20 protein-coding genes are annotated in these 25114 nt (G+C 66.6%); 8 read left to right on the top strand and 12 right to left on the bottom strand.

The genetic code is table 11. The features are described 5' to 3' along the window. The first annotated feature begins 64 nt into the window (after nt 1-64). Entirely contained in the window at nt 65-511 is a 447-nt protein-coding gene (locus MRBLMU1_RS30260; protein ID WP_363509874.1) for a hypothetical protein, read from the top strand. A 19-nt stretch (nt 512-530) separates the two neighbouring features. On the opposite strand, the gene MRBLMU1_RS30255 is transcribed toward MRBLMU1_RS30260, so the two are convergent. From MRBLMU1_RS30255 to MRBLMU1_RS30245, 3 genes are read right to left on the bottom strand one after another with little or no spacing between them, the layout of a single operon-like run. Beyond that, on the bottom strand, nt 531-1754 hold the full coding sequence (locus MRBLMU1_RS30255) for an ABC transporter permease (RefSeq protein WP_363509872.1): 1224 nt from the start codon (nt 1752-1754) through the stop codon (nt 531-533). Then, the gene (locus MRBLMU1_RS30250; RefSeq protein ID WP_363509870.1) at nt 1751-2545 is read right to left on the bottom strand and encodes an ABC transporter ATP-binding protein; all 795 of its coding nucleotides are present in this window, start codon (nt 2543-2545) and stop codon (nt 1751-1753) included. The genes MRBLMU1_RS30255 and MRBLMU1_RS30250 overlap by 4 nt, the downstream gene beginning before the upstream one ends. After that, complete coding sequence (locus MRBLMU1_RS30245; RefSeq protein ID WP_363509868.1) at nt 2542-3762, bottom strand: efflux RND transporter periplasmic adaptor subunit; 1221 nt, start codon at nt 3760-3762, stop codon at nt 2542-2544. The genes MRBLMU1_RS30250 and MRBLMU1_RS30245 overlap by 4 nt, the downstream gene beginning before the upstream one ends. Nucleotides 3763-4052: 290 nt before the next feature. Between MRBLMU1_RS30245 and MRBLMU1_RS30240 the strand changes: the two genes are divergently transcribed. From MRBLMU1_RS30240 to MRBLMU1_RS30225, 4 genes are all read left to right on the top strand, one after another. Then, nucleotides 4053-4769 carry a dienelactone hydrolase family protein gene (locus tag MRBLMU1_RS30240; RefSeq protein ID WP_363509866.1) on the top strand — a complete coding sequence of 239 codons (717 nt, stop codon included), beginning with the start codon at nt 4053-4055 and terminating at the stop codon, nt 4767-4769. A 34-nt stretch (nt 4770-4803) separates the two neighbouring features. Next, nucleotides 4804-5790 (top strand): alpha/beta fold hydrolase, encoded by a 987-nt coding sequence (locus tag MRBLMU1_RS30235; RefSeq protein WP_363509864.1) that lies wholly within the window; start codon nt 4804-4806, stop codon nt 5788-5790. Between the two features lie 98 nt (nt 5791-5888). Further along, nucleotides 5889-8510, top strand: coding sequence for an MHYT domain-containing protein (locus tag MRBLMU1_RS30230; protein WP_363509862.1), 2622 nt, complete (start codon nt 5889-5891; stop codon nt 8508-8510). Next, on the top strand, nt 8507-9505 hold the full coding sequence (locus MRBLMU1_RS30225) for an HD-GYP domain-containing protein (RefSeq protein WP_363509860.1): 999 nt from the start codon (nt 8507-8509) through the stop codon (nt 9503-9505). The genes MRBLMU1_RS30230 and MRBLMU1_RS30225 overlap by 4 nt, the downstream gene beginning before the upstream one ends. Before the next feature lie 19 nt (nt 9506-9524). Here the strand turns inward: MRBLMU1_RS30225 and MRBLMU1_RS30220 are convergent, their stop codons facing one another. The 9 genes from MRBLMU1_RS30220 to MRBLMU1_RS30180 all read right to left on the bottom strand — a co-directional run bounded on the left by MRBLMU1_RS30220 (nt 9525) and on the right by MRBLMU1_RS30180 (nt 21684). Further along, complete coding sequence (locus MRBLMU1_RS30220) at nt 9525-10790, bottom strand: aminotransferase class I/II-fold pyridoxal phosphate-dependent enzyme (RefSeq protein WP_363509858.1); 1266 nt, start codon at nt 10788-10790, stop codon at nt 9525-9527. Nucleotides 10791-10850: 60 nt separating this feature from the next. Continuing rightward, the gene (locus MRBLMU1_RS30215) at nt 10851-12275 is read right to left on the bottom strand and encodes a sensor histidine kinase (RefSeq protein ID WP_363509856.1); all 1425 of its coding nucleotides are present in this window, start codon (nt 12273-12275) and stop codon (nt 10851-10853) included. Nucleotides 12276-12285: 10 nt separating this feature from the next. Next, nucleotides 12286-13005, bottom strand: coding sequence for a response regulator transcription factor (locus MRBLMU1_RS30210; RefSeq protein ID WP_363510259.1), 720 nt, complete (start codon nt 13003-13005; stop codon nt 12286-12288). Nucleotides 13006-13195: 190 nt separating this feature from the next. After that, a complete protein-coding gene (locus tag MRBLMU1_RS30205; protein WP_363509854.1) occupies nt 13196-14347 on the bottom strand; it encodes a glycosyltransferase family 4 protein in 1152 nt (383 codons plus the stop codon). 44 nt (nt 14348-14391) lie between these two features. Beyond that, the gene (locus MRBLMU1_RS30200; RefSeq protein WP_363509852.1) at nt 14392-15558 is read right to left on the bottom strand and encodes a glycosyltransferase family 4 protein; all 1167 of its coding nucleotides are present in this window, start codon (nt 15556-15558) and stop codon (nt 14392-14394) included. A gap of 5 nt (nt 15559-15563) precedes the next feature. Further along, nucleotides 15564-16484 carry a GDP-mannose 4,6-dehydratase gene (locus tag MRBLMU1_RS30195; protein WP_363509850.1) on the bottom strand — a complete coding sequence of 307 codons (921 nt, stop codon included), beginning with the start codon at nt 16482-16484 and terminating at the stop codon, nt 15564-15566. Between the two features lie 10 nt (nt 16485-16494). Further along, entirely contained in the window at nt 16495-17538 is a 1044-nt protein-coding gene (gmd, locus tag MRBLMU1_RS30190) for a GDP-mannose 4,6-dehydratase (RefSeq protein WP_363509848.1), read from the bottom strand. Nucleotides 17539-17716: 178 nt separating this feature from the next. Beyond that, entirely contained in the window at nt 17717-20035 is a 2319-nt protein-coding gene (locus tag MRBLMU1_RS30185; protein ID WP_363509846.1) for an NADP-dependent malic enzyme, read from the bottom strand. Nucleotides 20036-20298: 263 nt separating this feature from the next. Next, nucleotides 20299-21684 carry an MFS transporter gene (locus MRBLMU1_RS30180; protein ID WP_363509844.1) on the bottom strand — a complete coding sequence of 462 codons (1386 nt, stop codon included), beginning with the start codon at nt 21682-21684 and terminating at the stop codon, nt 20299-20301. Nucleotides 21685-21944: 260 nt separating this feature from the next. Between MRBLMU1_RS30180 and MRBLMU1_RS30175 the strand changes: the two genes are divergently transcribed. The 3 genes from MRBLMU1_RS30175 to MRBLMU1_RS30165 all read left to right on the top strand — a co-directional run bounded on the left by MRBLMU1_RS30175 (nt 21945) and on the right by MRBLMU1_RS30165 (nt 25046). Continuing rightward, the gene (locus MRBLMU1_RS30175; RefSeq protein WP_363510257.1) at nt 21945-22898 is read left to right on the top strand and encodes a 2-hydroxyacid dehydrogenase; all 954 of its coding nucleotides are present in this window, start codon (nt 21945-21947) and stop codon (nt 22896-22898) included. A gap of 83 nt (nt 22899-22981) precedes the next feature. Then, entirely contained in the window at nt 22982-23890 is a 909-nt protein-coding gene (locus MRBLMU1_RS30170) for a LysR family transcriptional regulator (protein WP_363509842.1), read from the top strand. Nucleotides 23891-23924: 34 nt separating this feature from the next. After that, nucleotides 23925-25046 (top strand): porin, encoded by a 1122-nt coding sequence (locus MRBLMU1_RS30165; protein ID WP_363509840.1) that lies wholly within the window; start codon nt 23925-23927, stop codon nt 25044-25046. Nucleotides 25047-25114 lie beyond the last annotated feature (68 nt).

The raw sequence follows: 25114 nt of genomic DNA, 5'->3' as shown, positions 1-25114 counted from the left end.
GTTTCCACAGGGAAAATATGCCATATAATATCCTTCGCACCACCCGCGCCCAAAAAATGCCGCCATGACAACCGAAGCCCTCGACACCATCCCCAACGACGCCCCTCTGGAATTCTGGGAGCACCGCATCAAAGCCAGCCGGTGGTTGATCACCAAGACCATGGCGCTGGGCGCCTGCGCGGCCGTGCTGGGCGTTTTGGGCCAGGGCTGGCTGGAGGACGCGGCGCCGCTGTTCCCCTTCATCAGCCAGAATTATGGCATCTGGCAATCCGCCTATCTGCTCTCTCTCGTGATCATTTTCCTGATCTGGGCAGCCGCGATGCGGCAAAAAATGGGACTGCTGGCAAACAGCAAGAAGGGTTTTCAAGTGCAGTTGCGCATTGCCGAGTACAACGAGCGCCGCGCGCAGCAGGCGCGCGAGGCCCGCGAACGGCGCCAGAAACTGGAAGAGGACCGCGACCCGGTGCTGTTCTTCAAGAGCGCCACGCGCAGCAAAAAGTTCGACTACTAGGTTCGACTACCACGCCGTCTCACTCATAGCGCAGGCAATCGACCGGCAGCAGCTTCGACGCCCGGCGCGCCGGATAGAAACCAAAGAACACGCCCACCAGGCTGGAAAAGCCGCACGCCACCACCACCGCCTGCAAGGTGATGAACACGTCGAACTTGCCGGTGGCGGTGATCGCGGCCGCCGCCGCCGTGGCCAGCACTATCCCGAACACCCCGCCCACCAGGCAGATGACCACCGCCTCCGTCAGGAACTGCAGCAGCACGTCGCGCGGCTTGGCGCCGATCGCCATGCGGATGCCGATCTCGCGGGTGCGCTCGGTCACCGACACCAGCATGATGTTCATGATGCCGATCCCGCCGACGATCAGCGAGATCGCGCCGATCAGGCCAAGCAGCGCGGCCAGGCCGGCGCTGATGGTCTTGGCCGTCTCCGCGAACGAGGCCAGGTTATCGATGCGGAAGTCGTCCGGCTGCTCGAACTTGATGCGATGGCGGTCGCGCAGCGTTTCGTTGATGTCCTGGATGGCGTCCTGCAGGTTGCCGCCGGATTTGCCCTGCGCGACCACGTAGTGCACATTGCCGGGGAACTGCATCTTCACCAGGTTGGCGGCGGCGGCGGTGATCGGCACCAGCACGTAGTCGCTCAAATCGCCGCCGTCGACCTGCTTGCCCTCGCCGTACAGCACCCCCACCACCTGGAACGAGACGTTCTCGATGCGGATGTACTTGCCCAGCGGGTCGATCTTGTAGAAGAACTGGTCGGCGATCTTGCGGCCGATGACCACCATGCGCGCGGCCGAGCGCACGTCGGCGTCGCTGAAGGCGCTGCCCTTGTCGATCTTCCAGCCACGGATCTTGAACATGTCCGGCGTGACGCCATGCACCGTCTTCGACGCGTTCTCGTTGCCGACCGCCAGATTGAAGCCTCCCTGCAAGGTCGGCGCCGCGCCGGCCAGCGACGGCAGCCGGTTCAGCGCCGCCGCGTCGAGCATCGTCAGCGCCGGCGCGGCGCCGTTGCGCAGGCGCTGCTGCTGCGCGCGGTCGCCGCCGGGGGAGATGAACAGCATGTTGGTGCCCAGTTGCTCCAGCTGTTTGGAGATGAAGCGTTTCATGCTGTCGCCGACGGCCAGCAGCAGCACCACCGAGGCGATGCCGATGATAATGCCCAGCATCGTCAGCAAGGTGCGCAGGCGGTTCGCCAGCATCGAGCGGAACGCCTCTATCGTGATCTGTAAAGGGTTCATGGCGCCGGCACGCTGGTCGTTGGATGGGGTGGAAGCGGTGGATGGCCGAGGGCCGCCTCCTGGCCCAGCGCCATCTCGCGCAAGCCTTCGGCGGCCGGGCCGTCGTACAGCACATGACCGTCCTTGAGGCGCATCAGCCGCTTGCTGTAGGCGGCGATGTCCGGCTCGTGGGTGACCAGCAGGATGGTGATGCCGCGCTCCTGGTTCAACTGCTGGAACGAGCGCATGATCTCCTCGCTGGTCTGCGTATCGAGATTGCCGGTCGGTTCGTCGGCCAGGATCAGCGGCGGATCGCCGACCAGCGCGCGGGCGATCGCCACGCGCTGCTGCTGGCCGCCGGACAGCTGGTTCGGCGTGCGCTTGGCGTACTCCTTCAGGCCCACGCGCTCCAGTTCCACCAGCGCCTTGGCGTGCGCCTTCGCGCGCGAGACGCCGGCGTAGATCAATGGCAGCGCGACGTTCTCCGCCACGCTCATGCGCTTGATCAGGTTGAAGCTCTGGAACACGAAGCCGATGGTGCGGTTGCGGATGGTGGCCAGTTCCGCGCGCGACAGGGTCAGGGTGTCGACGCCGTTGAGGAAGTAGCTGCCGCCGGTGGCCTGGTCCAGGCAGCCGAAGATGTTCATCAAGGTCGACTTGCCGGAGCCGGACTGCCCCATCACCGCCAGGAAATCGCCGCGCGGCACCGCCAGGTCGATCCCGAACAGCACCTTGGTCTCGACGCCGCCGGAGAAGTAGCTCTTGGTGACGCCGCGTATGTCGATCAGCGGACTGCCAACTTCCGCGGTCAACGCACACCGTCCTTGTTCTCGGCGATCGCGCGGGTGACGACCTTGTCGCCCTTTTTCAAGGCGCCGCCCAACACCTCCGTGTAGCGGAAGTTCGACAGGCCGATCTTGATGTCCATCGGCTGCGGCTGATTCTTGGCGTCGAGCGTGTAGATCTTGAAGGTGCGCGTCAGATCGGCCTTGGTGCGGAAGGCGGCGTCGTCGTCCGGCGGCGGCGCGTCCAGCGCGGTGTCGGTGTCGGCGCCGGTCTTCGCGCCCTTGGCCGACCTGGCCTGCCGTTCGAGCTCCTCGTCGCTGAGGCGGAAACGCAGCGCGGCGGTCGGGATGCGCAGCACGTTTTCGCGGTTGCCCACCAGCAGGCGCACCTGCGCGGTCATGCCCGGCTTGAGCAGCTCGTCCTGGTTGTCGACGTCGAGCACCACGTTGTAGGTGACGACGTTCTGCACCACGTTGGCGGCCAGGCGGAACTGCCGCATGCGCGCCTCGAATTCCCGGTCCGGATAGGCGTCGACGACGAAGCGCGCCTGCTGCCCCTCCTTCAGCGCGCCGACGTCCGCCTCCGAGACGCTGGTGTCGATCTGCATCTTGGTCAGGTCCTGCGCGATCTGGAACAGGGTCGGCGTGGTGAACGACGCCGCCACCGTCTGCCCCAGGTCCACGGTGCGCTTGATGATCACGCCGTCGATCGGCGAGCGGATCACGCTGTTGTTCAGGTCCGCCTGCGCGCGCGCCAGCTGCGCCTGCGTCAGCTGGATGTTCGCCTGCGCCACATCGACCTCGCGCTTGGACTGGTCCAGCGCCAGCGGCGAGATGAAGCTTTGCGTCACGAGGGTCTGGTTGCGCTGGTGCGTGGCCTGCGCCAGCCGCAGCGAGGCGCGCGCCGACGCCAGCTGCGCCTCGCTCTGGCGTATCTGCGCGTTGAAAATGGTCGGGTCTAGCGTCAGCAGGACCTGGCCCTTTTTCACGCGGTCGTTGAAGTCCGCCTTCAGCACGTTGACCGTGCCCGACACCTGCGAACCGATGTTGATCAAGGCGACCGGGTTGATGGTGCCGGTGGCCGTCACCGTCTGCGTGATGGTGCCGGTGTCGATCGCCGCGACGCGGAACCGTGGCGGCTCCACCACAGGGGTCTGGCTTTTGGCATAGAACGCCAGCGCGGCGCCGCCGATCGCGATCACGCCAACCGCCAGCGCGATCTTCTTCCTGGTGAAAAAGGCCATCGTTTTTTATCTGTCTCATAGTGGAGATCCGGCCATATGCGGATCAGCCCGGCAAGTATTGAGCAGTTTTGCAAAAAACGCAATCCGGCGCTGGCAACCGCCGTCCCGCAAAGGGGGATGGCGGCCCGTATCACTTACGGGATGGGGCCCCGCCCCCTGATGGCGGGATATGCAATTTTGCAATCCAACTTTGCAGGAATGGCCGTTCCCAGCGGCGAAAATCGGGCCTACCATGCACTCCATCGCCAGGCCACAACGGCCCGAGCGGCCCAACACCACGGAGCAAAAACATGAACGCATCCTTCAAAGAATCCCTCACCGTCACGGTCGCCGACGGCAGCTTCCAGTGCTACGTCGCCCGCCCGTCCGCCGCCACGGCCGGCGGCGCGCCGGTCATCGTCGTGCTGCAGGAGATCTTCGGCGTCAACGCCGGCATCCGCAGCATCTGCGACGACTACGCCGCCAAGGGCTACATCGCCGTCGGCCCCGACCTGTTCTGGCGCGCCGCGCCGGGCCTGGACATGTCCGAGGCCAACCCCGGCGACTGGGAACGCGGCTTCTCGCTGTACAGCGCCTATGACTTCGGCGCCGGCGTCGGCGACATCGCCGCCACCGTGGCCGCGGCCCGCACGATGACCGGCGCCTCCGGCAAGGTCGGCGTGACCGGCTACTGCCTCGGCGGGCTGATGACCTTCCTCACCGCCGCCCGCGCCGACGCCGACGCCTTCGTCGCCTACTACGGCGGCGCCACCGAAAACTACGCGGCCGAAGGCGCCAACGTCAAACGCCCGCTGCTCTACCACCTGGCCGGCGAAGACGAATACATCGGCAAGGACGCGCAGGCGGTCATCCACGCCGCCCTCAAGGACAACGCCAACATCGAGATGCACACCTACCCGGGCTGCAACCACGCCTTCGCCCGCCCGGGCGGCGACCACTACGACGCCGAGGCGGCAACGCTGGCCAACGGCCGCACCGACGCCTTCTTCAAGCGCCACCTGAACTGATTTTCAAACTTCATCAACAACAAGGCAAAACACCATGTCCAACAACGATAACAATCAAGTCAATCCATCGCGCCGCTCCGCCATGGTCGGCGGCGCCTTTGCCGCCGCCGCGGCCGTCGCCACCGCGCTGCCGCTGGCCGCCGTCAGCGCCGACAGCCAGGCCGCGACCGCCGGCAAGATCCAGAAGACCGCCAGCATCATCACCACCCGCGACGGCGTCGAGATCTATTACAAGGACTGGGGCCCGCGCAACGGCCAACCGGTGATCCTCAGCCACGGCTGGCCGCTCAACGCCGACAGCTGGGAATCGGCCGCCTTCCATCTGGCGAACAACGGCTTCCGCGTCGTCAGCCACGACCGCCGTGGCCACGGCCGTTCGAGCCAGCCCTGGGACGGCAACGACATGGACCACTACGCCGACGACCTGGCGCAGCTGATCGAGGCGCTCAACCTGAACAACATCATCCTGGCCGGCTTCTCCACCGGCGGCGGCGAGGTGGCGCGCTACGTCGGCCGCCACGGCACCAAGCGCATCGCCAAGCTGGCGCTGATTTCGGCCGTCACGCCGCTGATGCTCAAGACCGACACCAATCCGGGCGGCCTGCCGCTGTCGGTGTTCGACGGCATCCGCGCGGCGTCCGAAGCCAATCGTGGCCAGCTGTACCTGGACTTCGCCTCCGGCCCGTTCTACGGCTACAACCGTCCGGGCGCCAAGCCGTCGCAGGGCCTGATCAACGCCTTCTACAGCCAGGGCATGCAGGCCGGCCACAAGAACACCTACGATTCGATCGCCGCGTTCGCCCAGACCGACTTCCGCGACGACCTGAAAAAATTCGACAAGCCGACCCTGATCATCGCCGGCGAGGACGACCAGGTGGTGCCGATCGACGCCGCCGCCCGCGCCGCCGCCAAGATCGTCAAGCATGCCAAGCTGATCACCTATCCGGGCGCGCCGCACGGCCTGACCGACACCCACAAGGAAAAGTTCAACGCCGACTTCCTGGCCTTCGCCAAGTCCTGACAGGACGCGAAACAACAGTTCTCCAAAAACCGCCTTCGGGCGGTTTTTTATGTGATATGGTCGCGGTTCTGCAGAAACCATGCAGCACCAGCTATCACATGACTATCAACCCCCTGCCGCAACTGTTCTCGCCGCCGGCCGATCCATCGCTGATCAACTACGGCGGCTACACCCCCTCGCTGGTCGCGCTCTCCATCCTGGTTGCCATCTTTTCATCATGGATGGCTTTGCAAGTGGTCGGCCTGGCGCAGGCCAGCACCAGCCGCGGGCGCGGCCTGCGCACCGTCATGCTCGGCAGCGGCAGCCTGGCGCTGGGCTGCGGCGTATGGGCCATGCACTTCATCGGCATGCTCGCCTTTAACCTGTGCACCGTGGTCGATTACGATCCCGGCACCACCCTGCTGTCGGTGCTGCCCAGCCTCGGCTCCTCCGGCGTCGCGCTGGCGATCATCAGCCGCCGCCAGCTGGGCACCGCCGCGCTGCTGACCGGCGGCCTGCTGGTGGGCGCCGGCATCGGCGCCATGCACTACACCGGCATGGCGGCGATGCGGATGGATCTCGCCCTGCGCTACGACCCGGCGATGTTCGCCTTGTCGATCGTGGTCGCCGTGGTGCTGGCCACCCTGGCGCTGTGGATCCGTTTCGGCCTGCGCGCCCTGCGCGGCCGGCTGCACCGGCACGTGCTGGATCTGATCAGCGCCAGCGTGATGGGCTGCGCCATCGCCGGCATGCACTACACCGGCATGGCGGCGGCGCGTTTCGTCGGCCGGCTGCCTCCCGGCGCCGTGCCGGAGACGCGCGGCACCTTCCTGGCGCTGGCGATCACCCTGATCACGGTCGCCATCACCATCTTCATCATGTCGGCCAACGGCATGCTGCGCTACCGCGAACTGTTCCGCCAGAAAAGCGAAAGCGAGAACTGGATGCGCGCCCTGCTCACCACCACCATCGACGGCGTCATCACCATCGACCGCGCCGGCACCATCCACGAGTTCAACATCTCAGCCGAGCGCATCTTCGGCTGGACGCGGGCACAGATCGTCGGCCGCGATATCCGCCTGCTGATGGCCGACCAGGAACGCGCCGAGCGCGAGGGCCTGCTCAAATACCTGGGGGAGGACGCCGCCACGCTCACCACCAAGGGCCGCGAGGTGCTGGGGGTGCGCAAGGACGGCTCCATCGTGCCGATACGGTTGGCGGTCGGCCACGCGGCGCTGGCCGACCGCGATCTGTTCGTGCTGTTCATCACCGACATCACCGAACGGCGCGCCATCATGCAAGCCTTGCGCGACAGCGAACTGCAATTGCGCTCCCTGATCGGCAACATCCCCGGCATCTCCTTCCGCAGCAGCATGGAGTTCGACGCGCCGCCGCTGTTCATCAGCGAAGGCATCGAGCGCCTGACGGGCTACCCGGCCAGCGATTTCACCGGTGCCGGGCGCACCCGCAAACTGAGCTCCCTGATCATGCCCGAGGACCGCGCCGGCGTGGCGGCGGAGATCGGGCGCAGCATCGCCGCGCTGGCGCCCTACAAGGTGGAGTACCGTATCGTCCACGCCGACGGCGGCATCCGCTGGGTGTGGGAAAACGGCGCCGTCACGCGCGACGAGGACCGGCCGGAGATCGTCTGGATCGACGGCGTGATCCTCGACATCACCGAACGCCATCAGATGGAGCAGGCGCTGCGCAAGGCCAAGGAGATCGCCGAACAGGCGGCGGCGGCGCGCGCCAGCTTCGTCGCCAACATGAGCCACGAGATCCGCACGCCGCTCAACGCCATCCTCGGCTTCACCAAGGTGCTGCTCGACACCGATCTCGACGCCAGCCAGCGCCACCAGCTCGGCACCGTGCACAAGGCCGGCCGCTCGCTGCTACGCCTGCTCAACGGCGTACTCGACACGGCCAAGCTGGACAAGGGCGCGGTGGAACTGGAGAACGCCGACTACAACCTGGCGGAGCTGATCGACGAACTGGCGTCCACCTTCGGCGGCAACGCCAGCAACAAGGGCTTGCGCATCGAGGTCGATTACGACGCCGCGCTGCCGGCATGGCTGCACGGCGACCAGCTGCGCATGCGCCAGGTCATCGGCAACCTGGTCGACAACGCCATCAAGTTCACCGAGGCCGGCGCCGTCACGCTGCGCGCGCGCCGCGACGACGGTTGCCTGTGCATCGAAGTCGAGGACACCGGCATCGGCATCGCGCCGGAACGGCTGCAAGCGATCTTCGACCAGTTCACCCAGGCCGACGCCTCGATGACGCGCCGCTTCGGCGGCACGGGCCTGGGCACCACCATCAGCCGCCAGCTGGTCACCCTGATGGGCGGCCGGATCTGGGCCGAGAGCGTACCGGGACGGGGCGCCACCTTCCATGTGAGACTGCCGCTGAAGGCGGCACGCGACCCGGGCGGCCTGCGCGCCGGGGCCGGCCTCCATGCGTCCGCGCCGCCGCAGGCCACAGGCAGAACGCCGCCACCGGCCGCGTACGACGCCGCGCTGGTGCGCGCCAAGGCCGGCCTGCTGCTGCCGGCGCTCGCGCGCGGAGAATTGAACGACGCCGCGCTGGCGGCGCTGGCGGCCGGCATCGGCGGCGCCGGCGCGCCGGCCGCGCTGACGCGGCGCCTGGCCGACATCGAGAACGCCCTGAACGACTTTGACCTACCGCTCGCGCACGCGACACTGGAAGCCATGCTGGAGAGCCTGGAGAAGGAAAACCCATGATCACCACCCACCAACCGAACATGCCGCTGATCCTGGCGGTGGACGACGAAGCCAACAATCTGCAGCTGCTGCGCCACATCCTGCAGGACCATTACCGCCTGCTGTACGCCAAGGACGGCGCGCGCGCGCTGGAGCTGGCGCGCCAGGAGCTGCCGCAACTGATCCTGCTCGACGTGATGATGCCGGGGATGACCGGCTACGACGTCTGCCGCGCGCTCAAGGCCGACGGCGCCACCGCCGACATCCCGGTCATCTTCGTCACCGCGCTGACCGAGGGCGAGGACGAGGTCATCGGCTTCGACGCCGGCGCCGTCGACTACATCACCAAACCGGTCAACCCGGCGATCGTGCGCGCGCGCGTGCGCACCCACCTGTCGCTGGTGCGCGTCGACGAACTCAAACGCACGCGCCTGGAGATCGTCCAGCGCCTCGGCCTGGCCGCCGAATACAAGGACAACGAGACCGGCCGCCACGTGATCCGCATGAGCCACTATTCGCGCATCCTCGGCCTGGCGCTGGGCATGGGCGAGGCCGAGGCGGACGACCTGCTGCACGCGGCGCCGATGCACGATGTCGGCAAGATCGGCATCCCGGACAGCATCCTGCGCAAACCGGGGCCGCTGGACGCGGACGAATGGAAGATCATGCAATCGCACGCCACCATCGGCGGCGAGATCATCGGCAAGCACGCGCACGGCATGCTGGCGATGGCGCACCAGCTGGCCGTGACGCACCACGAGAAATGGGATGGCAGCGGCTATCCGAACGGGCTGGCCGGCGAACAGATTCCGCTGGTGGGGCGCATCGTCGCCATCGCCGACGTGTTCGACGCGCTGACGTCGGCGCGCCCCTACAAGGAAGCGTGGCCGGTGGAAAAGGCGGCCGAGCATTTGCTGCAGCAGCGCGGCAAGCATTTCCAGCCGGAGCTGGTCGACCTGTTCCTGAAACAGATGCCCGCGCTCCTCGAAGTCAAGGAGCGCTGGGCAGAGCATTGAGTAGTGGCGAGCCCCGGCGTCAGGCCACCAGGCGCAGCTCGCGCCCGGCCATGCGCGCCATCACGCCGACCACGTGGTCGATCTGCGCCCGGGTGTGGCCGGCGTTCATCATGAAGCGCAGGCGCGCCTGGCCCACCGGCGCGGCCGGGAACTGGATCGCGTCGACATGGATGCCCTCGCGCCGCAGTTCGATGGCGTAGCGCTGGCAGGTCTCGGCGTCGCCGATCAAGACCGGCAGGATCGGCGTCTGCGTCGAGATGATGGTGTAGCCCAGCGGCGCCATCTTCTCGATGAAGTAGCGCTGGTTGTCCCACAGACGCTCGCGGCGCTGCGGCTCCTCTTCCAGCAAATCCAATGCCGCCAGCAGCGCCGCCGCCTGGTCCGGCGGCGGCGGGCAGGTGAAGCCGTAGGCGGAACTGGTCAGCCGGATCACATCGGCGACGTCGCGCTCGACGGCGACGAAGCCGCCGATCGACCCGAGCGCCTTGCTCAGGGTCCCCATCTGCATGATGTTCTCGCTGTAGCAGTTGAAATGCTCGGAGGTGCCGCCGCCGTTGGCGCCCAGGATGCCGGTGGCGTGGGCGTCGTCGATGTACAGCAGCGCGCCGTAGCGCTCGGCCAGCGCCACCAGGTCCGGCAGCGGCGCGATCGTGCCTTCCATGCTGAACACGCCGTCGCTGACGATCAGCGGCGTGGTGCCCTCCCCGGCACCGGCCTTCAGCAGCTCCTCCAGATGGTTCATGTCGCAGTGGCGGTAGTTGTAGCGCAGCGCGCCGGACATCTGGATGCCTTCGCGGATGCTGATGTGATTGAACTCGTCCGAGTAGTAGGCGTACTTGTGGCGCTTCTTGGTGCGGAAGCCGTGCAGCCGCGCCAAGGTGGCCGCCTTGACGATCGACGACAGCACGCCGATGTTGGTCATGTAGCCGGTCACGAACAGCACCGCGTCGCTCTTGTGCTTGAGCGCCCCGAGGCGCCGTTCCAGCTCGCGGTAGACTTCCAGGTCGCCGCCCAGCAAGCGCGATTCGCAGTTGCCGACGCCATAGCGGTCCAGGCCCTGCTTGGCCGCCGCCACCAGGCGCGGATGGTTGGCCAGCGCCAGGTAGTTGTTGGTGCTGAAGGAGACCACGGTCTCGCCGCGCGTGACGAAGGTCGGATCGGGCAAGGTGCTGTGCACCAGCGAGTCGTGGTGGATAGGGTGGTGCCGCAGCCAGTGGGCGATGTCGCTTAAATCATGCATGATGGTGGAGAGTCGAGTGATCGTGAAGCCATGATAGGACCGCACGCCTCTCCGCAAGATTGCGGTCACATTACGGCTAGGATAGCTTGCCGCCGCCCCCCGCCGTCACCCCGGCGCCAGCGGCAGCAGGATGCGCGCCACCAGCCCGGGCGCGCCGTCCTCCAGCGTCAGCGAGCCGCCGTGCGAAGTGGCGGTGGCGCTAACGATGGACAAACCCAGGCCGTTGCCGGGCAGATGGCGGCTCTTGTCGAGGCGATAGAACCGCTGCGTCACCTTGTCGCGCTCCGCCTCCGGGATGCCGGGGCCGTTGTCGTGGATGGCGATCGACGCCTGGCCGTGGTGCAGGCCGGCGCGCACGCGGATGGCGGCGCCCGGGCCGGCGTACTTGATGGCGTTGTCGAGCAGGCTGGCGACGGCGCTGGCCAGCAGGTTGCGGTCGCCGTCGACGTACAGCGAGGCCGGCGCGTCGACCGTCAGCGCGATGCCGCCATCCTCGGCGATGGCCTCGTACATCTCGCCGATGTCGGCCACCACCCGTCCCAGGTCGAGCCGCTCGAACAGGCGCGCGCGCATGCCCGATTCGGCCTCGGCGATCTGCAGCAGGCGCTCGAACAGGCGTATCAGATCGTCGATGTCGTCGATGGCGTCGTGGGCGGCGCCGGACAGGCGCGGCACCGTCATCTCGTGGCGCAGCGCGTCGTCGAGCCGGCCGCGGATGCGGCTGAGCGGCGTGCGCAGGTCGTGGGCGATGGCGTTGGAGACGTGGCGGATGCCCTCCATCAGCAGCTCGATGCGGTCGAGCATGCGGTTGATGTCGCGGTTGAGCAGCGCGAATTCATCGCCGCCGGAGACGGGAATGCGGTGACTGAGATTGCCCGCCTCGATCTGGGCGGCGGTGCGGCGGATCTCGCCCAGCCGCCCCTCGATGCCTCGGCGGAACAGCAGCGCGCCGCCCACCGTCAGCAGCAGCGAAACGCCGGCGCCGGCCAGCAGCGCGCGCCAGATCACCTCGCGCACCGCGTGCTGCTCGCTCAGGTCGCGCCCGACGATCAGCAGGCCGCCATCGGCCATCGGCCGCAGGTACAGGCGCGCCGGCCGCTCATGGCCATCGCGCTTGACGACGGTGGTGACCATCATCGCGCGGGGCTGCGGCGCGGGCTTGGCGCCGGCCGGCACGGCATCGAGGTTGCCGGCGGCGGGCACGCCGTTGCCGGTGATGAGCTGGAAGATCTCGCGGTCGCTGTCGACGCCGTCGGCCAGCTGGCGCCGCACTTCCTCCACCAGCGCGCCATGGCCGGGGAAGCGCGAGTGTTCGATCAAACGCTCCGACTGCATGACGATCTTGCCGTCGAGGTTATCGTCGAGCACTCCGATGGTGCCGGTGTAGAACACCGCCGACACCACCACGATAGAGAAGGTGCCCAGCAGGCCGTAGCCCAGCGCCAGCTTGGCGGCGATCGAGGCCCGTCCGAGCGGCCCGAAAGGCCGCTTGACGGGGAACCTGGCGGACAAGGAGGACAAGGAGGACAAGGAGGACCTATTAGCCAAGCGCCTGCCCCGTCTCGTCGGACGCGCCGACGCCCATGCGGTAGCCGACGCCGCGCAGCGTGTGGATCAGCATCACCGGGAAATCCTTGTCCACCTTGGCGCGCAGGCGGCTGATCTGGACGTCGATCACATTGGTCTGCGGGTCGAAGTGATAGTCCCACACCGATTCGAGCAGCATGGTGCGGGTGACGACCTGGTTCTCGTTGCGCATCAGGTACTCGAGCAGCCGGTACTCGCGCGGCTGCAGCGTGATGACCTTGGGGCCGCGCGTGACGCGCATGGTGCGCAGGTCCAGCGTGAGGTCGGCCACCTGCAGCTGGGTGCTGTCGGCGCCGGGGGCGCTGCGCCGCATCAGCGCCTCGACCCGCGCCAGCAGCTCGGAGAAGGCGAAAGGCTTGGACAGGTAGTCGTCGGCGCCGCCGCGCAGGCCCGTCACGCGGGCGTCGATGGTGGTCAGCGCGCTGACGATGATGACGGGCGTCTGCTTGCCCAGCGCGCGCAGCTTGTCGACGATGGACAGGCCGTCGATGCGGCCCGGCAGCATGCGGTCGAGGATGATCAGGTCCCACTGCTCGCCGGTGGCGTAATCGAGCCCGTCCGGACCGGTCGCGCAGGCGGTGACCAGATAGCCCGCTTCGCGCAGGCCCTTGCAGATGTAGTTCGAGGTTTCTACTTCATCTTCGATGACCAGGCAGCGCACGCGGTTCTCCATCATTGGGGGTGATGGGCGTATTTTACCCGCTTGGGGGAAGGACCACGTGGTGAACTCCCGCCCGGCCGACGTCGTTGCGTCGCACAGGGGGTGGCGTCATCATGGTAGCGCCATCAATGAGGACCGTCGGCAGGGCGCGGAGTTCGGTGCCCATGATAGCCGCCGGCCTCGGCCGAAACTTTGCGCCAGATCAAATAGCGCGGCCGCGCGGGGCCGCGCGCTTGCCACTGTGGCGCGCCGACAACTCGCGGTACAGCGCGTGGTAGTTCTCGGCCATGCGCTCGGCGGTGAACAACTCCCAGTAGCGCGCCTCGGCGCGGCGCCCCATCTCGGCGGCGCGCTCCGGCTGCTCCCACAGCAGGCGCATGGCGCCGCTGAAGGCCTGCGGGTCGTTGGGTGGCACCACCAGCCCGGTCTCGTTGTCGATGTTGATGTAGGTGGTGCCGGTGCCGATCTCGCTCGAGATCATCGGCTTGCCGAACATCGCGCCCTCCAGCAGCGAGATGCCGAACGCCTCCGAGCGCAGGTGCGACGGGAACACCATCGCGTAGCACAGCCGCAGCAGCGCGATCTTGTCCTCCTCCTCCACCGCGCCGACGAACGTCACGTGGGTCAGCCCCAGGCGGGCGGCGTGCTCCTTGAGTTCCTGCTCGATCGGGCCGGCGCCGACGATCACCACCGGATAATCGATGTTGGCCATGGCGTCGAGCAGGATGTGCAGGCCCTTGTAGTAGCGCAGCACGCCGACGAACAGGAAGAAGCGCTCGCCGCAGCGTTCGCGCCATTTGTCCATCACCGCCGCCGACGGCTGCGGATAGATGCTCTTATCGAGGCCGTAGGTGATGGTGCGGGTCTTGTGTTCGAAGCGCTTGAGCACCGGCGACGAGGCCAGATAGTTCGGCGAGGTGGCGATGATGGTGTCGACGCTGCGCAGGAAGCGGCGCTTGAGCGGGCTGTAGACGCGCAGCAGGTTCTTCTGGCGCACGATGTCCGAATGGTAGGTCACCACGCTGGGCTTGTCGATCCGGGCCATGAAGTGGGCGATGTCCATGAACGGCCACGGAAAATGGTAGTGGATCACGTCGGCCTTGCGCGCCAGCCGCGCCAACGCGCGGATCGCCCCGAACGAGAATCCCGTCGAGGCGATCTCGAAGTCCATGCGGACGCGGTGCACGGTGTGGCCCTCGAACTCGATTTGCGCCGGGCCGCTGTCGCGGGTCAGTGTCAGCACCTCGTTGGTCACACCCAGGCGGCCGGTTCCCACGCACATCTGGCGGATGACTTGCTCGATTCCGCCCCAGGTGTCGGGGTAGTAGGTCTTGTAGAAATGAAGGACGCGCATGGCTTTTGGTCGGGCTGCTCGGCGCAGCCGGGGTTAATGTGGCATTAGTGTGACAGGACGTCATGATACACGGCGGCCGTGCGCCGGGCCGCCTCGTCCCAGGTCAGTTCCAGCGCGCGGCGGTGGCCGGCGGCGACCAGGCGCTGGCGCAGCGCGTCGTCGCGGGCGATGGACGTCATGGCGGCGGTCATCTCCGGCACCGACAGCGGATCGAATTCGAGCGCGGCGCCCTGCGCCACCTCCGGCAGCGAGGTGGCGTTGGAGGTGGCCACCGGAATGCCGCTGGCGAAAGCCTCGACCAGCGGCAGGCCGAAGCCCTCGTACAGCGACGGGAAGACGAAGGCGCCGGCGCCGGCATACAGGTGGCGCAGCTGGCCGTGGTCGGTCAGCTTGTCGAGCCAGACGACGTTCTCGCCGCGCTGCCGCGCGGCCTTGACGCGGTTGACCAGCTCCTCGCTGCGCCAGCCCGGCGCGCCGACGATGACCAGCTGGCGCGACGAGCGCAGCACCGGCGGCAGCGCCAGATAGGCCTCCAGCAGGCGCGCGATGTTTTTACGGGGCTGCAGCGTGCCGACGAACAGGAAGTAGCCGGCCTGCAGCCGGTATTGCGCCAGCGTGGCGTCGCGCTGCGCCGCCTCCGGGGCGTCGAACCATTCGGCGCCGACGCCGTGGTGGACCACGCTGATGCGGCGCTCGTCGACGCCGAAGCACTCGACCAGTTCGCGGATCGAGTAGCGCGAGCCGGTGATCACATGCCGCGCCTTGCGGGCGGCCTTGACCTGCAACCAGTTCTTCAGGCGCCGCATCTTCGGGCTGCACCACTCGGGATGGGAAATCGGCAACGCGTCGTGCAAGGTCGCCACGACCGGGCAATCCATGCGCACGATGCGGTAGTCGGTGGCGTGGAACAGGTCGAGCGGCGGCGCGTCCCTGCCCATCACGCGGCTCGCGTGCAGGTGCACGCTGGCCGGCAGGATCAAGTCGCCCAGGGTCGCCAGCGGAAACGACAGCGGCAGCGCGCGGCCCACCGTCAGGCGGCCGGCGTCGCCCGGTGGGGCAAAGCTGAATGGCAGCACCTCGCAGCCGGCGCCGGGCAGATGGTCGAGCAAGGCGCGGCTGTAGACGCCGATACCGTCCAGGCGGCCGCCGGTGAGCACCGGTTCGACGGTGGTGGTGGACAGGCCGACGCGCAGCCGGGGCGTGGCGCCCACGGCACTCAAGCCTGGTACATCCAGCGCAGCGTGTCGGCCAGCGGCACGGTGGCGACCGGGCCGGTGACGGCGGCCAGGCGGCGGTTGTCGCCGACCAGCCGCACCACTTCATTGGCGCGCACAAAGGCCGGATTGACGTGGACATTGATCTTGTAGCCGGCGATGTCGGCCATCATGTCGAGCGCCTCGGCGAGCGAATAGGCGTGGCCGGAACAGATGTTGAACGCCTGACCGGCGGCGGCCGGCGCGGCCAGCAGCCGGCGGTAGCTTTGGGCCACCATGCGCACGTCGGAGAAGTCGCGCCACACGTGCAGGTTGCCCAATTCGATGTCGGCGGCCTTGCGGCGGAAGTGCGAGACGATCTTCGGCAGCAGGAAGTTCTCGTGCTGGCCGACGCCAGTGTAGTTGAACGGGCGCGCCACGATCAGCGGCAGCTTGTCCTGCCACAGGCGCGCCATGTATTCCATCGCCAGCTTGCTGACGGCGTAATCGTTGGCCGGCGCGGCCGGAACGTTCTCGTCGATCACGCCGACGTCGGTGTTGCCGTAGATATTGGCGCTCGACGCCAGCAGCACGGCCGACGGTTTTTGCTCCAGGCCGGCCAGCGCCTCGAGCAGATTGCGGGTGCCGGCGACATTGACGCGGTAGATTTGCTCGACGTCGCCATGGCCGACGAAGGCGATGGCCGCCAGGTGCGCCACCACATCGGGTCGCACCTCTTGCACCACGGCGGCCAGGCCGGCGCGGTCGTTCAAGTCGACGGGGTAGCGCCCTTCGGCCGGCGCGCCATCCGGCGAAATGGTGCCGAATACTTCATAGCCGGCCGCGCGCAGCTCCCGCTCGACGTACAGGCCGGTGAAGCCGGACAGGCCGGTGATCAGGGCCCGCTTGCCGCTACCCTCGCCGCCCTCCAGCGCCGCCGTCACCGTGTCCACCTTAGAAGGAGAAGCCGGCTTTGTTGCGGCGCAGGTCGGCGTCGACCATCATCTGGCACAGCTCTTCGAGCGTGGTCTTCGGCTTCCAGCCCAGTTTTTCGGTGGCCTTGGCCGGGTCGCCGATCAGCAGCTCGACTTCGGCCGGACGGTAGAACTTCGGATTGACACGCACCAGCACCTTGCCGGTTTTTTTGCAGGTGCCGATCTCGTTGTCGGCCGCGCCGCTCCATTCGATGGCCACGTCGATCGCCTTGAAGGCCATGCTGACGAAGTCGCGCACGGTCTCGGTGCGGTTGGTGGCCAGCACGAACGTGTCCGGCTCGTCCGCCTGCAGGATGCGCCACATGCCTTCGACGTACTCCTTGGCGTAGCCCCAGTCGCGCTTGGCGTCCATATTGCCCAGTTCGAGCACCTCGAGCTGGCCCAGATGGATCTTGGCGACCGAGTCGGTGATCTTGCGGGTGACGAACTCACGGCCGCGCAGCGGCGACTCGTGGTTGAACAGGATGCCCGACGAGCCGAAAATACCATACGACTCGCGGTAGTTCACCGTCATCCAGTGGGCGTACAGCTTGGCCACGCCGTACGGGCTGCGCGGGTAGAACGGGGTGTCTTCCTTTTGCGGCACGGCCTGCACCTTGCCGAACATTTCCGAGGTCGACGCCTGGTAGAAGCGGATCTTCGGGTTGACGATGCGGATCGCCTCGAGCAGGTGGACCGGGCCGACGCCGGTGATCTCGGCGGTGGTCAGCGGCTGGTCGAACGACACGCCGACGAAACTCTGGGCGGCCAGGTTGTACACCTCGTCCGGCTGCACCGTCTGCATCAGGCGGATGCTCGACGCCAGGTCGGTCAGGTCGTACTCGACCAGGTTCAGGTTCGGGTGCGACTGGATGCCGAGCTCTTCGATGCGCCAGAAGTTCACCGAGCTGGTGCGACGATAGGTGCCGGTGACCTGGTACCCCTTTTCCAGCAGCAGTTCGGCCAGATAGGCGCCATCTTGACCGGTGATGCCTGTGATCAGAGCTTTTTTTGTTGTCGTCATGGTATGTGGCTACAAATATAAGTAAAAATAGTCGGTTATTGTAACAGGGTCGTCACATCCCGCGGCTCGCGCGGGAAGCGAACATTACATAAATTACATCCGGTTACAGTCCCCGCGCCATGAAAAAAACCGGCCGCGCTCCGGGGGAGAGCGCGGCCGGTTCGGCGTGGCGCGCGGCTTAAGCCTTGCGCTGGGCGACCGAGTCGACCACGCACAGCGCGGTCATGTTGACGATGCGGCGCACCGTGGCCGACGGCGTCAGGATGTGCACCGCCTGCGCGCAGCCGAGCAGGATCGGGCCGACCGCGATGCCGTTGCCGGCCGCCGTCTTGACCAGGTTGTAGGCGATGTTGGCCGAGTCCATGTTCGGCGCCACCAGCAGGTTGGCGTCGCCGGTCAGGGTCGATTCCGGCATGATGGCGTGGCGCAGTTTCGAGTCGAGCGCGGTGTCGCCGTGCATCTCGCCGTCGATCTCCAGGGTCGGATCGAGCTTCTTGACCAGCGCCAGCGCGGCGCGCATCTTCTGCGCCGACTCGCTGTTGGACGAGCCGAAGTTCGAATGCGACAGCAGCGCGGCGCGCGGCGACAGGCCGAAACGGCGCATCTCCTCGGCCGCCATGACGGTGATGGCCGCCAGCTCGTTGGCGTTCGGGTTCTCGTTGACGTGGGTGTCGACCATGACGATCTGACGCTCCGGCATGATCAACACGTTCATCGCCGCGTAGACGCAGGCGCCCTCGCGCTTGCCCAGCACCTGGTCGATGTAGTGCAGGTGCAGCTGGGTGGTGCCGAAGGTGCCGCAGATCATGCCGTCGGCGTCGCCCTTCTTGATCATCATGGCGCCGATCAGCGTATGGCGGCGGCGCATTTCCAGCTTGGCGTATTCCTGCGTCACGCCCTTGCGGCTGGTCATGTCGTAGTAGGTCTGCCAGTAGTCGCGATAGCGGTCGTCGTGGTCCGGGTTGATGACGTCGAAATCGACGCCGTGCTTCAGGCGCAGGCCGAACTTGGCGATGCGCGTCTCCAGCACGGCCGGACGGCCGACCAGGATCGGGCGCGCCAGCTTCTCGTCGACGATGACCTGCACCGCGCGCAGCACGCGCTCCTCCTCGCCCTCGGCGTAGACGATGCGCTTGAGGCCCATCTCGGTCTTCTTGGCCACCTGGAACAACGGCTTCATGAAGGTGCCGCTGCGGTAGACGAATTGCTGCAGGCTGTCGGCGTACGCTTGCAGGTCCTTGATCGGACGGGTGGCGACGCCCGAATCCTCGGCCGCCTTGGCCACGGCCGGGGCGATCTTGATCAACAGGCGCGGATCGAACGGCATCGGGATCAGGTACTCGGGGCCGAACGACAGGTTGGTGAAGCCGTAGGTGGTGGCGACGATGTCGGACTGCTCGGCGTGCGCCAGTTCGGCGATCGCGTGGACCACGGCGATCTCCATCTCGCGCGTAATGGTGGTGGCGCCGCAATCGAGGGCGCCGCGGAAGATGTACGGGAAGCACAGCACGTTGTTGACCTGGTTCGGATAGTCCGAGCGGCCGGTGCAGATGATGGCGTCGCCGCGCACGGCCTTGACGTCGTCGGGCAGGATCTCCGGGTTCGGGTTGGCCAGCGCCAGGATCAGCGGATTCTTCGCCATGGACTTGACCATGTCCTGTTTGAGCACGCCGCCGGCCGACAGGCCGAGGAAGATGTCGGCGTCGGGAATCACCTCGGCCAGGGTGCGGGCCGAGGTGTCGCGCGCGAAGCGTTCCTTGTCCGGGTCCATCAGCTCGGTGCGGCCCTTGTAGACCACGCCGGCCAGGTCGGTGACATAGATGTTCTCCAGCGGGAAGCCGAGGTCGACGATCAGGTCCAGGCAGGCCAGCGCGGCCGCGCCGGCGCCGGAGACCACCAGTTTGCAGTGCTTGATGTCTTTGCCGACGTACTGGATGCCGTTCATGATGGCCGCGCCGACGATGATGGCGGTGCCGTGCTGGTCGTCGTGGAAGACCGGGATCTTCATGCGTTCGCGCAGCTGCCGCTCGATGTAGAAGCACTCGGGCGCCTTGATGTCTTCCAGGTTGACGCCGCCGAAGGTCGGCTCGAGCGAGGCGATGATGTCGACCAGCTTGTCCGGATCGAGCTCGTTGATCTCGATGTCGAACACGTCGATGCCGGCGAACTTCTTGAACAGCACGCCCTTGCCTTCCATGACGGGCTTGGCGGCCAGCGGGCCGATGTTGCCCAGGCCGAGCACGGCGGTGCCGTTGGTGATGACGGCCACCAGGTTGCCGCGCGCCGTGTATTTATAGGCGGCGGCCGGGTCGATGACGATTTCTTCGCACGGGGCGGCCACGCCCGGGGAGTAGGCGAGCGCCAGATCGCGCTGGTTGGTCAGTTGCTTGGTCGGCGTAACGCTGATTTTGCCTGGGGTCGGGAACTCGTGGTACTCGAGCGCGGCGACGCGCAATTGTTGACGAATTTCTTCTTTTTTCTCAGATGACGAATCCATGCTGTGCTGCCTTCCTGTTTGTGCGGTCGGAAAGCCTACGATTTTATCAGACCAATTCTTTCATTTAAGTAGGTATTTTCACCAACGGTGATAACAGTTATTGGCAGAATTTATTGTTCTCGCAGGCAATTGCCCGAATTTCTGGTGCTTTTAACGGCTTTAGGCTATCAATAGCTTCAATATCGTCACATTTCATCAATAATTCACTTTAGCTATTGCAATCCGATTTTTGATTGGGATTGTCAATATTGCGCCGGCATCCGTCAAAGTTCCGGTTCGGCCACCGGCTCGACCACGCTCGCCACCAGCACCACGCACAGCAGCGCGGTGCCCACCATGTACAGGAACACGCTGCCCCAGCCGTAATGGTCGAGCAGGATGCCCACCGTCAGCGGGGCGATCGCGCCGCCGATTTGTCCGAGGAAGTTGACGATGCCGAAGGCGGTCGGATAGGCCGACTTGGTGACCAGACCCATCGCGTACGCCGAGTAGCCGGCGAAGCCGATGCCGACCATCAGGCCGGAGACGAGCAGCGTGGCGCCGAGGTAGGCGGCGCTGTCGGGCGCCTCGATCAGCAGGCACAGCATCAAGGTCGTGCCGACCGCGCCGAGCAGCATCATCGGCTTGCGGCGGCCGTCGAGCAGGCGGTCGGAAATCAGGCCGCCGATCATATTGCCCGCCACCGCGCCGATGAACGGCGCCGACGCCAGAAAGCCCATCTTCACGGCCGCGTAGCCCTTCACCGTCACGAGATAGGTGGGAATCCACGACATGAAGATGTTGGTGATGCCGATCATGCAGCCGTAGCCGAGGGCGACACCGATGATATTCCAGGAACAAAACACCTGGGCCACCGAATCGAGCCGCACGACCCGCCGGGTGCGGTTGATGGCGTCGAGCAGCGGCATGCTGCGCAGCACCCGGCGCGGCGCGGCGCCGTAGGTGCGCGGCGCGCCGGGCGCGTCGCCGCCCTGGATATAGCGCCGCTCGGCAGGCGAGCAGAACCGGCTCTCGGAGGGCGAGTTGGTCACCATGAAGACCCACAGCACGGCGAACAGCAGGCCGGGCACGGCGAACACATAGAAGATCTCGCGCCAGCCCCAGATGGCGATGACGATCAGGCACACCGACGGCACCATCAGCGGCCCCAGCTTGGAGGCGGCGATCCACAGGCCGGTGGCCAGGCCCTTCTCCTGCGGCGGGAACCAGCGGTTGACGACGTTGGTGCAGCCGATGCCGAGCGGCCCCTCGGACAGGCCCAAGCCGATCCGGTACAGCTGCAGCAGTAGCACCGACGAGGTGGTGGCCATCAGGCCCGTGAACACCGACGTCATCACCATGCACACGGCCAGGAAGATGCCGCTGGCCTTCTCGCCGAGGCGCCGGTACAGGATGCCGACGGGAATTTGCACGATCGCATAGGCGAACGAGAACAGGCTGACGATCAAACCCGCTTCCGTATTGGTGATGTGGAATTCCTTCTTCATGTAGGGCAGCGCGACGCCGAAGTTGGCGCGGTCGGCGCAGGCGATGGCCCAGATGCAAAAGATCAGCCCCATGACCACCCAGCGGTAGTTGGTGCGCTTCTCCTCCAGCGGTTCAGGCGGGGTCGATGATTCCGGAATGCTCGCGGCAAGTTGCTGGCGCATGTGGTGTCTCCATTTTATGTGTGTTTTCTGGTGCTATTTTTTTATGCTCGGCAAATCGTCCCACCGGCCGGCGGTGGCGTCCAATCTTTTCTGGACATTAGGTGATCCGCAAATTGAATCACGCGGCACCGGTACAAACCCTGTATCAACTGATAGCGCTTTGGGATTGGACGCGTGAAAAAAAACCGCCCATGATGCGTTGCCATACCGATGCGAATTTGCCATCGACCAACAGGGAGTTTTTGATGAAGCCGACCGAAGTGAAACCCGACATCCTGCAACTGAACCCGATCCTGGTGCCAGCCATTAACGAGAAACTGAGCCAGCTCTACACCGTACACCGGCTGTTCGAGCAGGAGGACAAGGCCGCCTACCTGGACGCCCACGGCGCGGCGATCCGTGGCGTGATCACCGGCGGCCACACCGGCATCAGCAACGACATGATCGGCAAGCTGCCGGCGCTGCGGGTCATCGCCGTCAACGGCGTCGGCACCGACGCGGTTGACCTGGCCTTCGCCCGCGAACGCGGCATTCCCGTCACCGCCACTTTCGGCGCCCTCACCGAGGACGTGGCCGACCTGGCCATCGGCCTGATCCTGGCGGCCTGCCGCGAGATCTGCGCCGGCAACCAGTTCGTCAAGACCGGCGACTGGCAGCGCAATCCGCACCCGGGCGCGCTGCCATTGTCGCGCCGCTTCAGCGGCAAGCGCGTGGGCATCGTCGGCATGGGCAAGGTCGGCCGCGCCATCGCCCAGCGCGCGGCCGCGTTCGGCTGCCCGATCGCCTACACCGACCTGCGCGAGATCGGCGACGTGCCGCACCGCTTCGTTGCCGACCTGACGCAGCTGGCGCGCGACAGCGACATCCTGGTGCTGGCGGCGGCGGCCGACAAGGCGCAGGGCATCGTCAACGCCGCCGTGCTCGACGCGCTGGGCAAGGACGGCTACCTGATCAACATCGCCCGCGGCAAGCTGGTGGTCGAGGCCGACCTGGTCGACGCGCTCACGCGCGGCGCCATCGCCGGCGCCGGCCTGGACGTGTTCGTCGACGAGCCCAACGTGCCGGAGGCGCTGTTCCCCATGGACCGCGTGGTGTTGCAGGCGCACCGCGCCAGCGCCACCGTCGAGTCGCGCACGGCCATGGGCGAGATGGTGCTGGCCAGTCTGGCGGACGGCCTGGCCGGCCGGCGTCCCGAAGGCAGCCTGACCACCTGATCCAATGGGGGATGCGGTGCGCCCCCGTCCCGTTGCCGAATATCGCTATCATGGCTGACTCATCACGCCTTACGGGACACTCCATGCTAGATCTGGGACAGGTGCGCTGCTTCGTCGCGGCGGCCACAGAATTGAACTTCCGGCGCGCCGCCGCGCTGTTGAACATGACACAACCGCCGCTCAGCAGGCAGATCCAGCTGCTCGAGCACAACCTCGGCGTCGACCTGTTCGACCGCATCGGCCGCACGGTCAGGTTGACCACGGAGGGACGGATCTTCCTGGCCGACGCGATCCGCCTGCTGAACCTGGCCGAACAGGCGGAAACCACGGTGCGGCGCGCCAGCAAGGGCAAGACCGGGCGGGTGCGCATCGGCTTCACCGGCGCCGCCGGCTACGAGCTGATCCCGGGCCTGCTGGCCGCCGCAAGGCGGGCGCTGCCCGAGATCGACGTGGTGCTGTTCGAATTGATTTCGGTGGCGCAGATCGAGGCGTTCAACGCCAGCACCATCGACCTGGGCTTCATGCGGCCGGTGTCGTCGCGCCAGCAACTGGAACTGGTGCTGGTGGAGGAGGAGCCGCTGGTGGTGGCCTTGCCCAAGGCGCATCCGCTGTGCGCGTCCGCGTCGATCACGCTGGCGCAACTGAACGAGCAGCCCTTCATCATGCACTCGCCGGTGCAGGGCAAGTATTTTTATGACCGCCTGATGGGCATCTTTGCCAGCAACGATGTCCAGGTGAATATCACGCAGTACATCGACCAGAGTCCGACGATCTTGTCGATGGTGCGCGCCGGTCTGGGTCTGTCGATCCTGCCGGCGTCGGCGCAGCGCTTCCACTACGACAACGTCGAGTTCCGGCCGTTGGCCGACGTGGTGGCGCACGCCGAAATGAGCATGGCCTGGCGCCCCGACCAGGACAATCCCGCCGTCACCGCGTTCCGACTGCTGGCAATCGAGCACTTTGCCAACCAACAGCGCGAGGGTCCCGTGTAACGGCGGGGGTAGCCCCCACAATAACAGGAGACGTATGAACAACCGCCACACCCTCAGCATCGCGGCCGCCATGGCCGCCCTCTTCTCCACCCAGCCGGCGCAGGCCCAGGCGACGCCGTCGCCCAAACCGGGCCAGTCCTCCCTCACCATTTACGGCATCGCCGATATCGGCGTCGTCGGCGAACGCGGCGGCGCCGCCGGCAACGTCACCAAGATCACCAGCGGTCCCGCCTCGGCGTCGCGGCTCGGCTTCAGGGGCAGCGAGGATTTGGGGGGCGGCCTGTCCGCGTTCTTCATCCTCGAGGCGGGCTACAGCGTGGACACCGGCAACTTCGCCTCGGCCAACACGCCGTTCAACCGGCAGGCGCTGGTCGGACTGCGCAACGGCGCCGGCACGCTGAGCCTGGGCCGCCAGACGACGCCGTACCACAACGCGCTGGTGGCGGTCGCCGATCCGTTCGGCACCGGCTACGCCGGCAGCATCAAGAACGCGTTTCCCGACTGGGGCACCAACGCCCGCAGCAACAACACCGTGATGTACGCCACGCCGGACGTCAACGGTGTCAGCGCCGACATCGCCTACAGCCCCGGCGAACAGGCCGGCAGCGCCGAGGCGGGACGGCAACTGGGCGCGTCGGTCGGCTACAACGGCGGCCGCTTCAATGTGCGCCTGGCCTACAACCACAAGAACGCCGATACGGCGGCGACGGCCGAAGCGCCAGCGGTCCGGCGCGGCGCCGGCAGTAACAAGCTTTTGGCGGCCAACTACGACGTGGGCGTGGCCAGGCTGTTCTTCGCCGTCGGCGTCGACCGGGGTTTTAACAGCGCGCCGTTGGGCAACACCGGCAATCCTTATGGCGGCGTCGCGCCGACCGCCTCGACCGACGGCCGCGAAGTGCTGCTCGGCGTGACGGTGCCGCTGCCGACGGGAACGCTGATGGCGTCGGTCATGCGCAAGGACGACCGCACGCCGTTCAACCAGGACGCCGGCACGTGGGGTGTCGGCTACGTGCATCCGTTGTCAAAACGCACCAGCCTGTACGCGGCGTACGGCGCCATCTCGAACCGCAACGGCGCCGGTTACACCGTGGCCAACAACAGCGAGGCCGGCAGCGGCGACCGCGCGTACAACCTGGGCTTGCGGCACAGCTTCTAGGTAACGGCGCCCCCGTTCCGCCAGCGGTGGCATATTTTTTTCTGGCCTTCGACGAATCGCTGGGTACA

It is taken from the genome of Burkholderia sp. LMU1-1-1.1 (genome assembly GCF_040675865.1).
In the GTDB taxonomy this organism is placed as follows: domain Bacteria; phylum Pseudomonadota; class Gammaproteobacteria; order Burkholderiales; family Burkholderiaceae_D; genus Rugamonas.
This window is presented reverse-complemented; position numbering and strand designations above follow the sequence as displayed.

Coding starts and splice junctions, on each gene's coding strand:
- MRBLMU1_RS30225 (WP_363509860.1), top strand. CDS start 8,507: ATGATCACCACCCACCAACCGAACATGCCGCTGATCCTGGCGGTGGAC.
- MRBLMU1_RS30185 (WP_363509846.1), bottom strand. CDS start 20,035: ATGGATTCGTCATCTGAGAAAAAAGAAGAAATTCGTCAACAATTGCGC.
- MRBLMU1_RS30245 (WP_363509868.1), bottom strand. CDS start 3,762: ATGGCCTTTTTCACCAGGAAGAAGATCGCGCTGGCGGTTGGCGTGATC.
- MRBLMU1_RS30210 (WP_363510259.1), bottom strand. CDS start 13,005: ATGGAGAACCGCGTGCGCTGCCTGGTCATCGAAGATGAAGTAGAAACC.
- MRBLMU1_RS30230 (WP_363509862.1), top strand. CDS start 5,889: ATGACTATCAACCCCCTGCCGCAACTGTTCTCGCCGCCGGCCGATCCA.
- MRBLMU1_RS30180 (WP_363509844.1), bottom strand. CDS start 21,684: ATGCGCCAGCAACTTGCCGCGAGCATTCCGGAATCATCGACCCCGCCT.
- MRBLMU1_RS30170 (WP_363509842.1), top strand. CDS start 22,982: ATGCTAGATCTGGGACAGGTGCGCTGCTTCGTCGCGGCGGCCACAGAA.
- MRBLMU1_RS30255 (WP_363509872.1), bottom strand. CDS start 1,754: ATGAACCCTTTACAGATCACGATAGAGGCGTTCCGCTCGATGCTGGCG.
- MRBLMU1_RS30165 (WP_363509840.1), top strand. CDS start 23,925: ATGAACAACCGCCACACCCTCAGCATCGCGGCCGCCATGGCCGCCCTC.
- gmd (WP_363509848.1), bottom strand. CDS start 17,538: ATGACGACAACAAAAAAAGCTCTGATCACAGGCATCACCGGTCAAGAT.
- MRBLMU1_RS30205 (WP_363509854.1), bottom strand. CDS start 14,347: ATGCGCGTCCTTCATTTCTACAAGACCTACTACCCCGACACCTGGGGC.
- MRBLMU1_RS30260 (WP_363509874.1), top strand. CDS start 65: ATGACAACCGAAGCCCTCGACACCATCCCCAACGACGCCCCTCTGGAA.
- MRBLMU1_RS30240 (WP_363509866.1), top strand. CDS start 4,053: ATGAACGCATCCTTCAAAGAATCCCTCACCGTCACGGTCGCCGACGGC.
- MRBLMU1_RS30235 (WP_363509864.1), top strand. CDS start 4,804: ATGTCCAACAACGATAACAATCAAGTCAATCCATCGCGCCGCTCCGCC.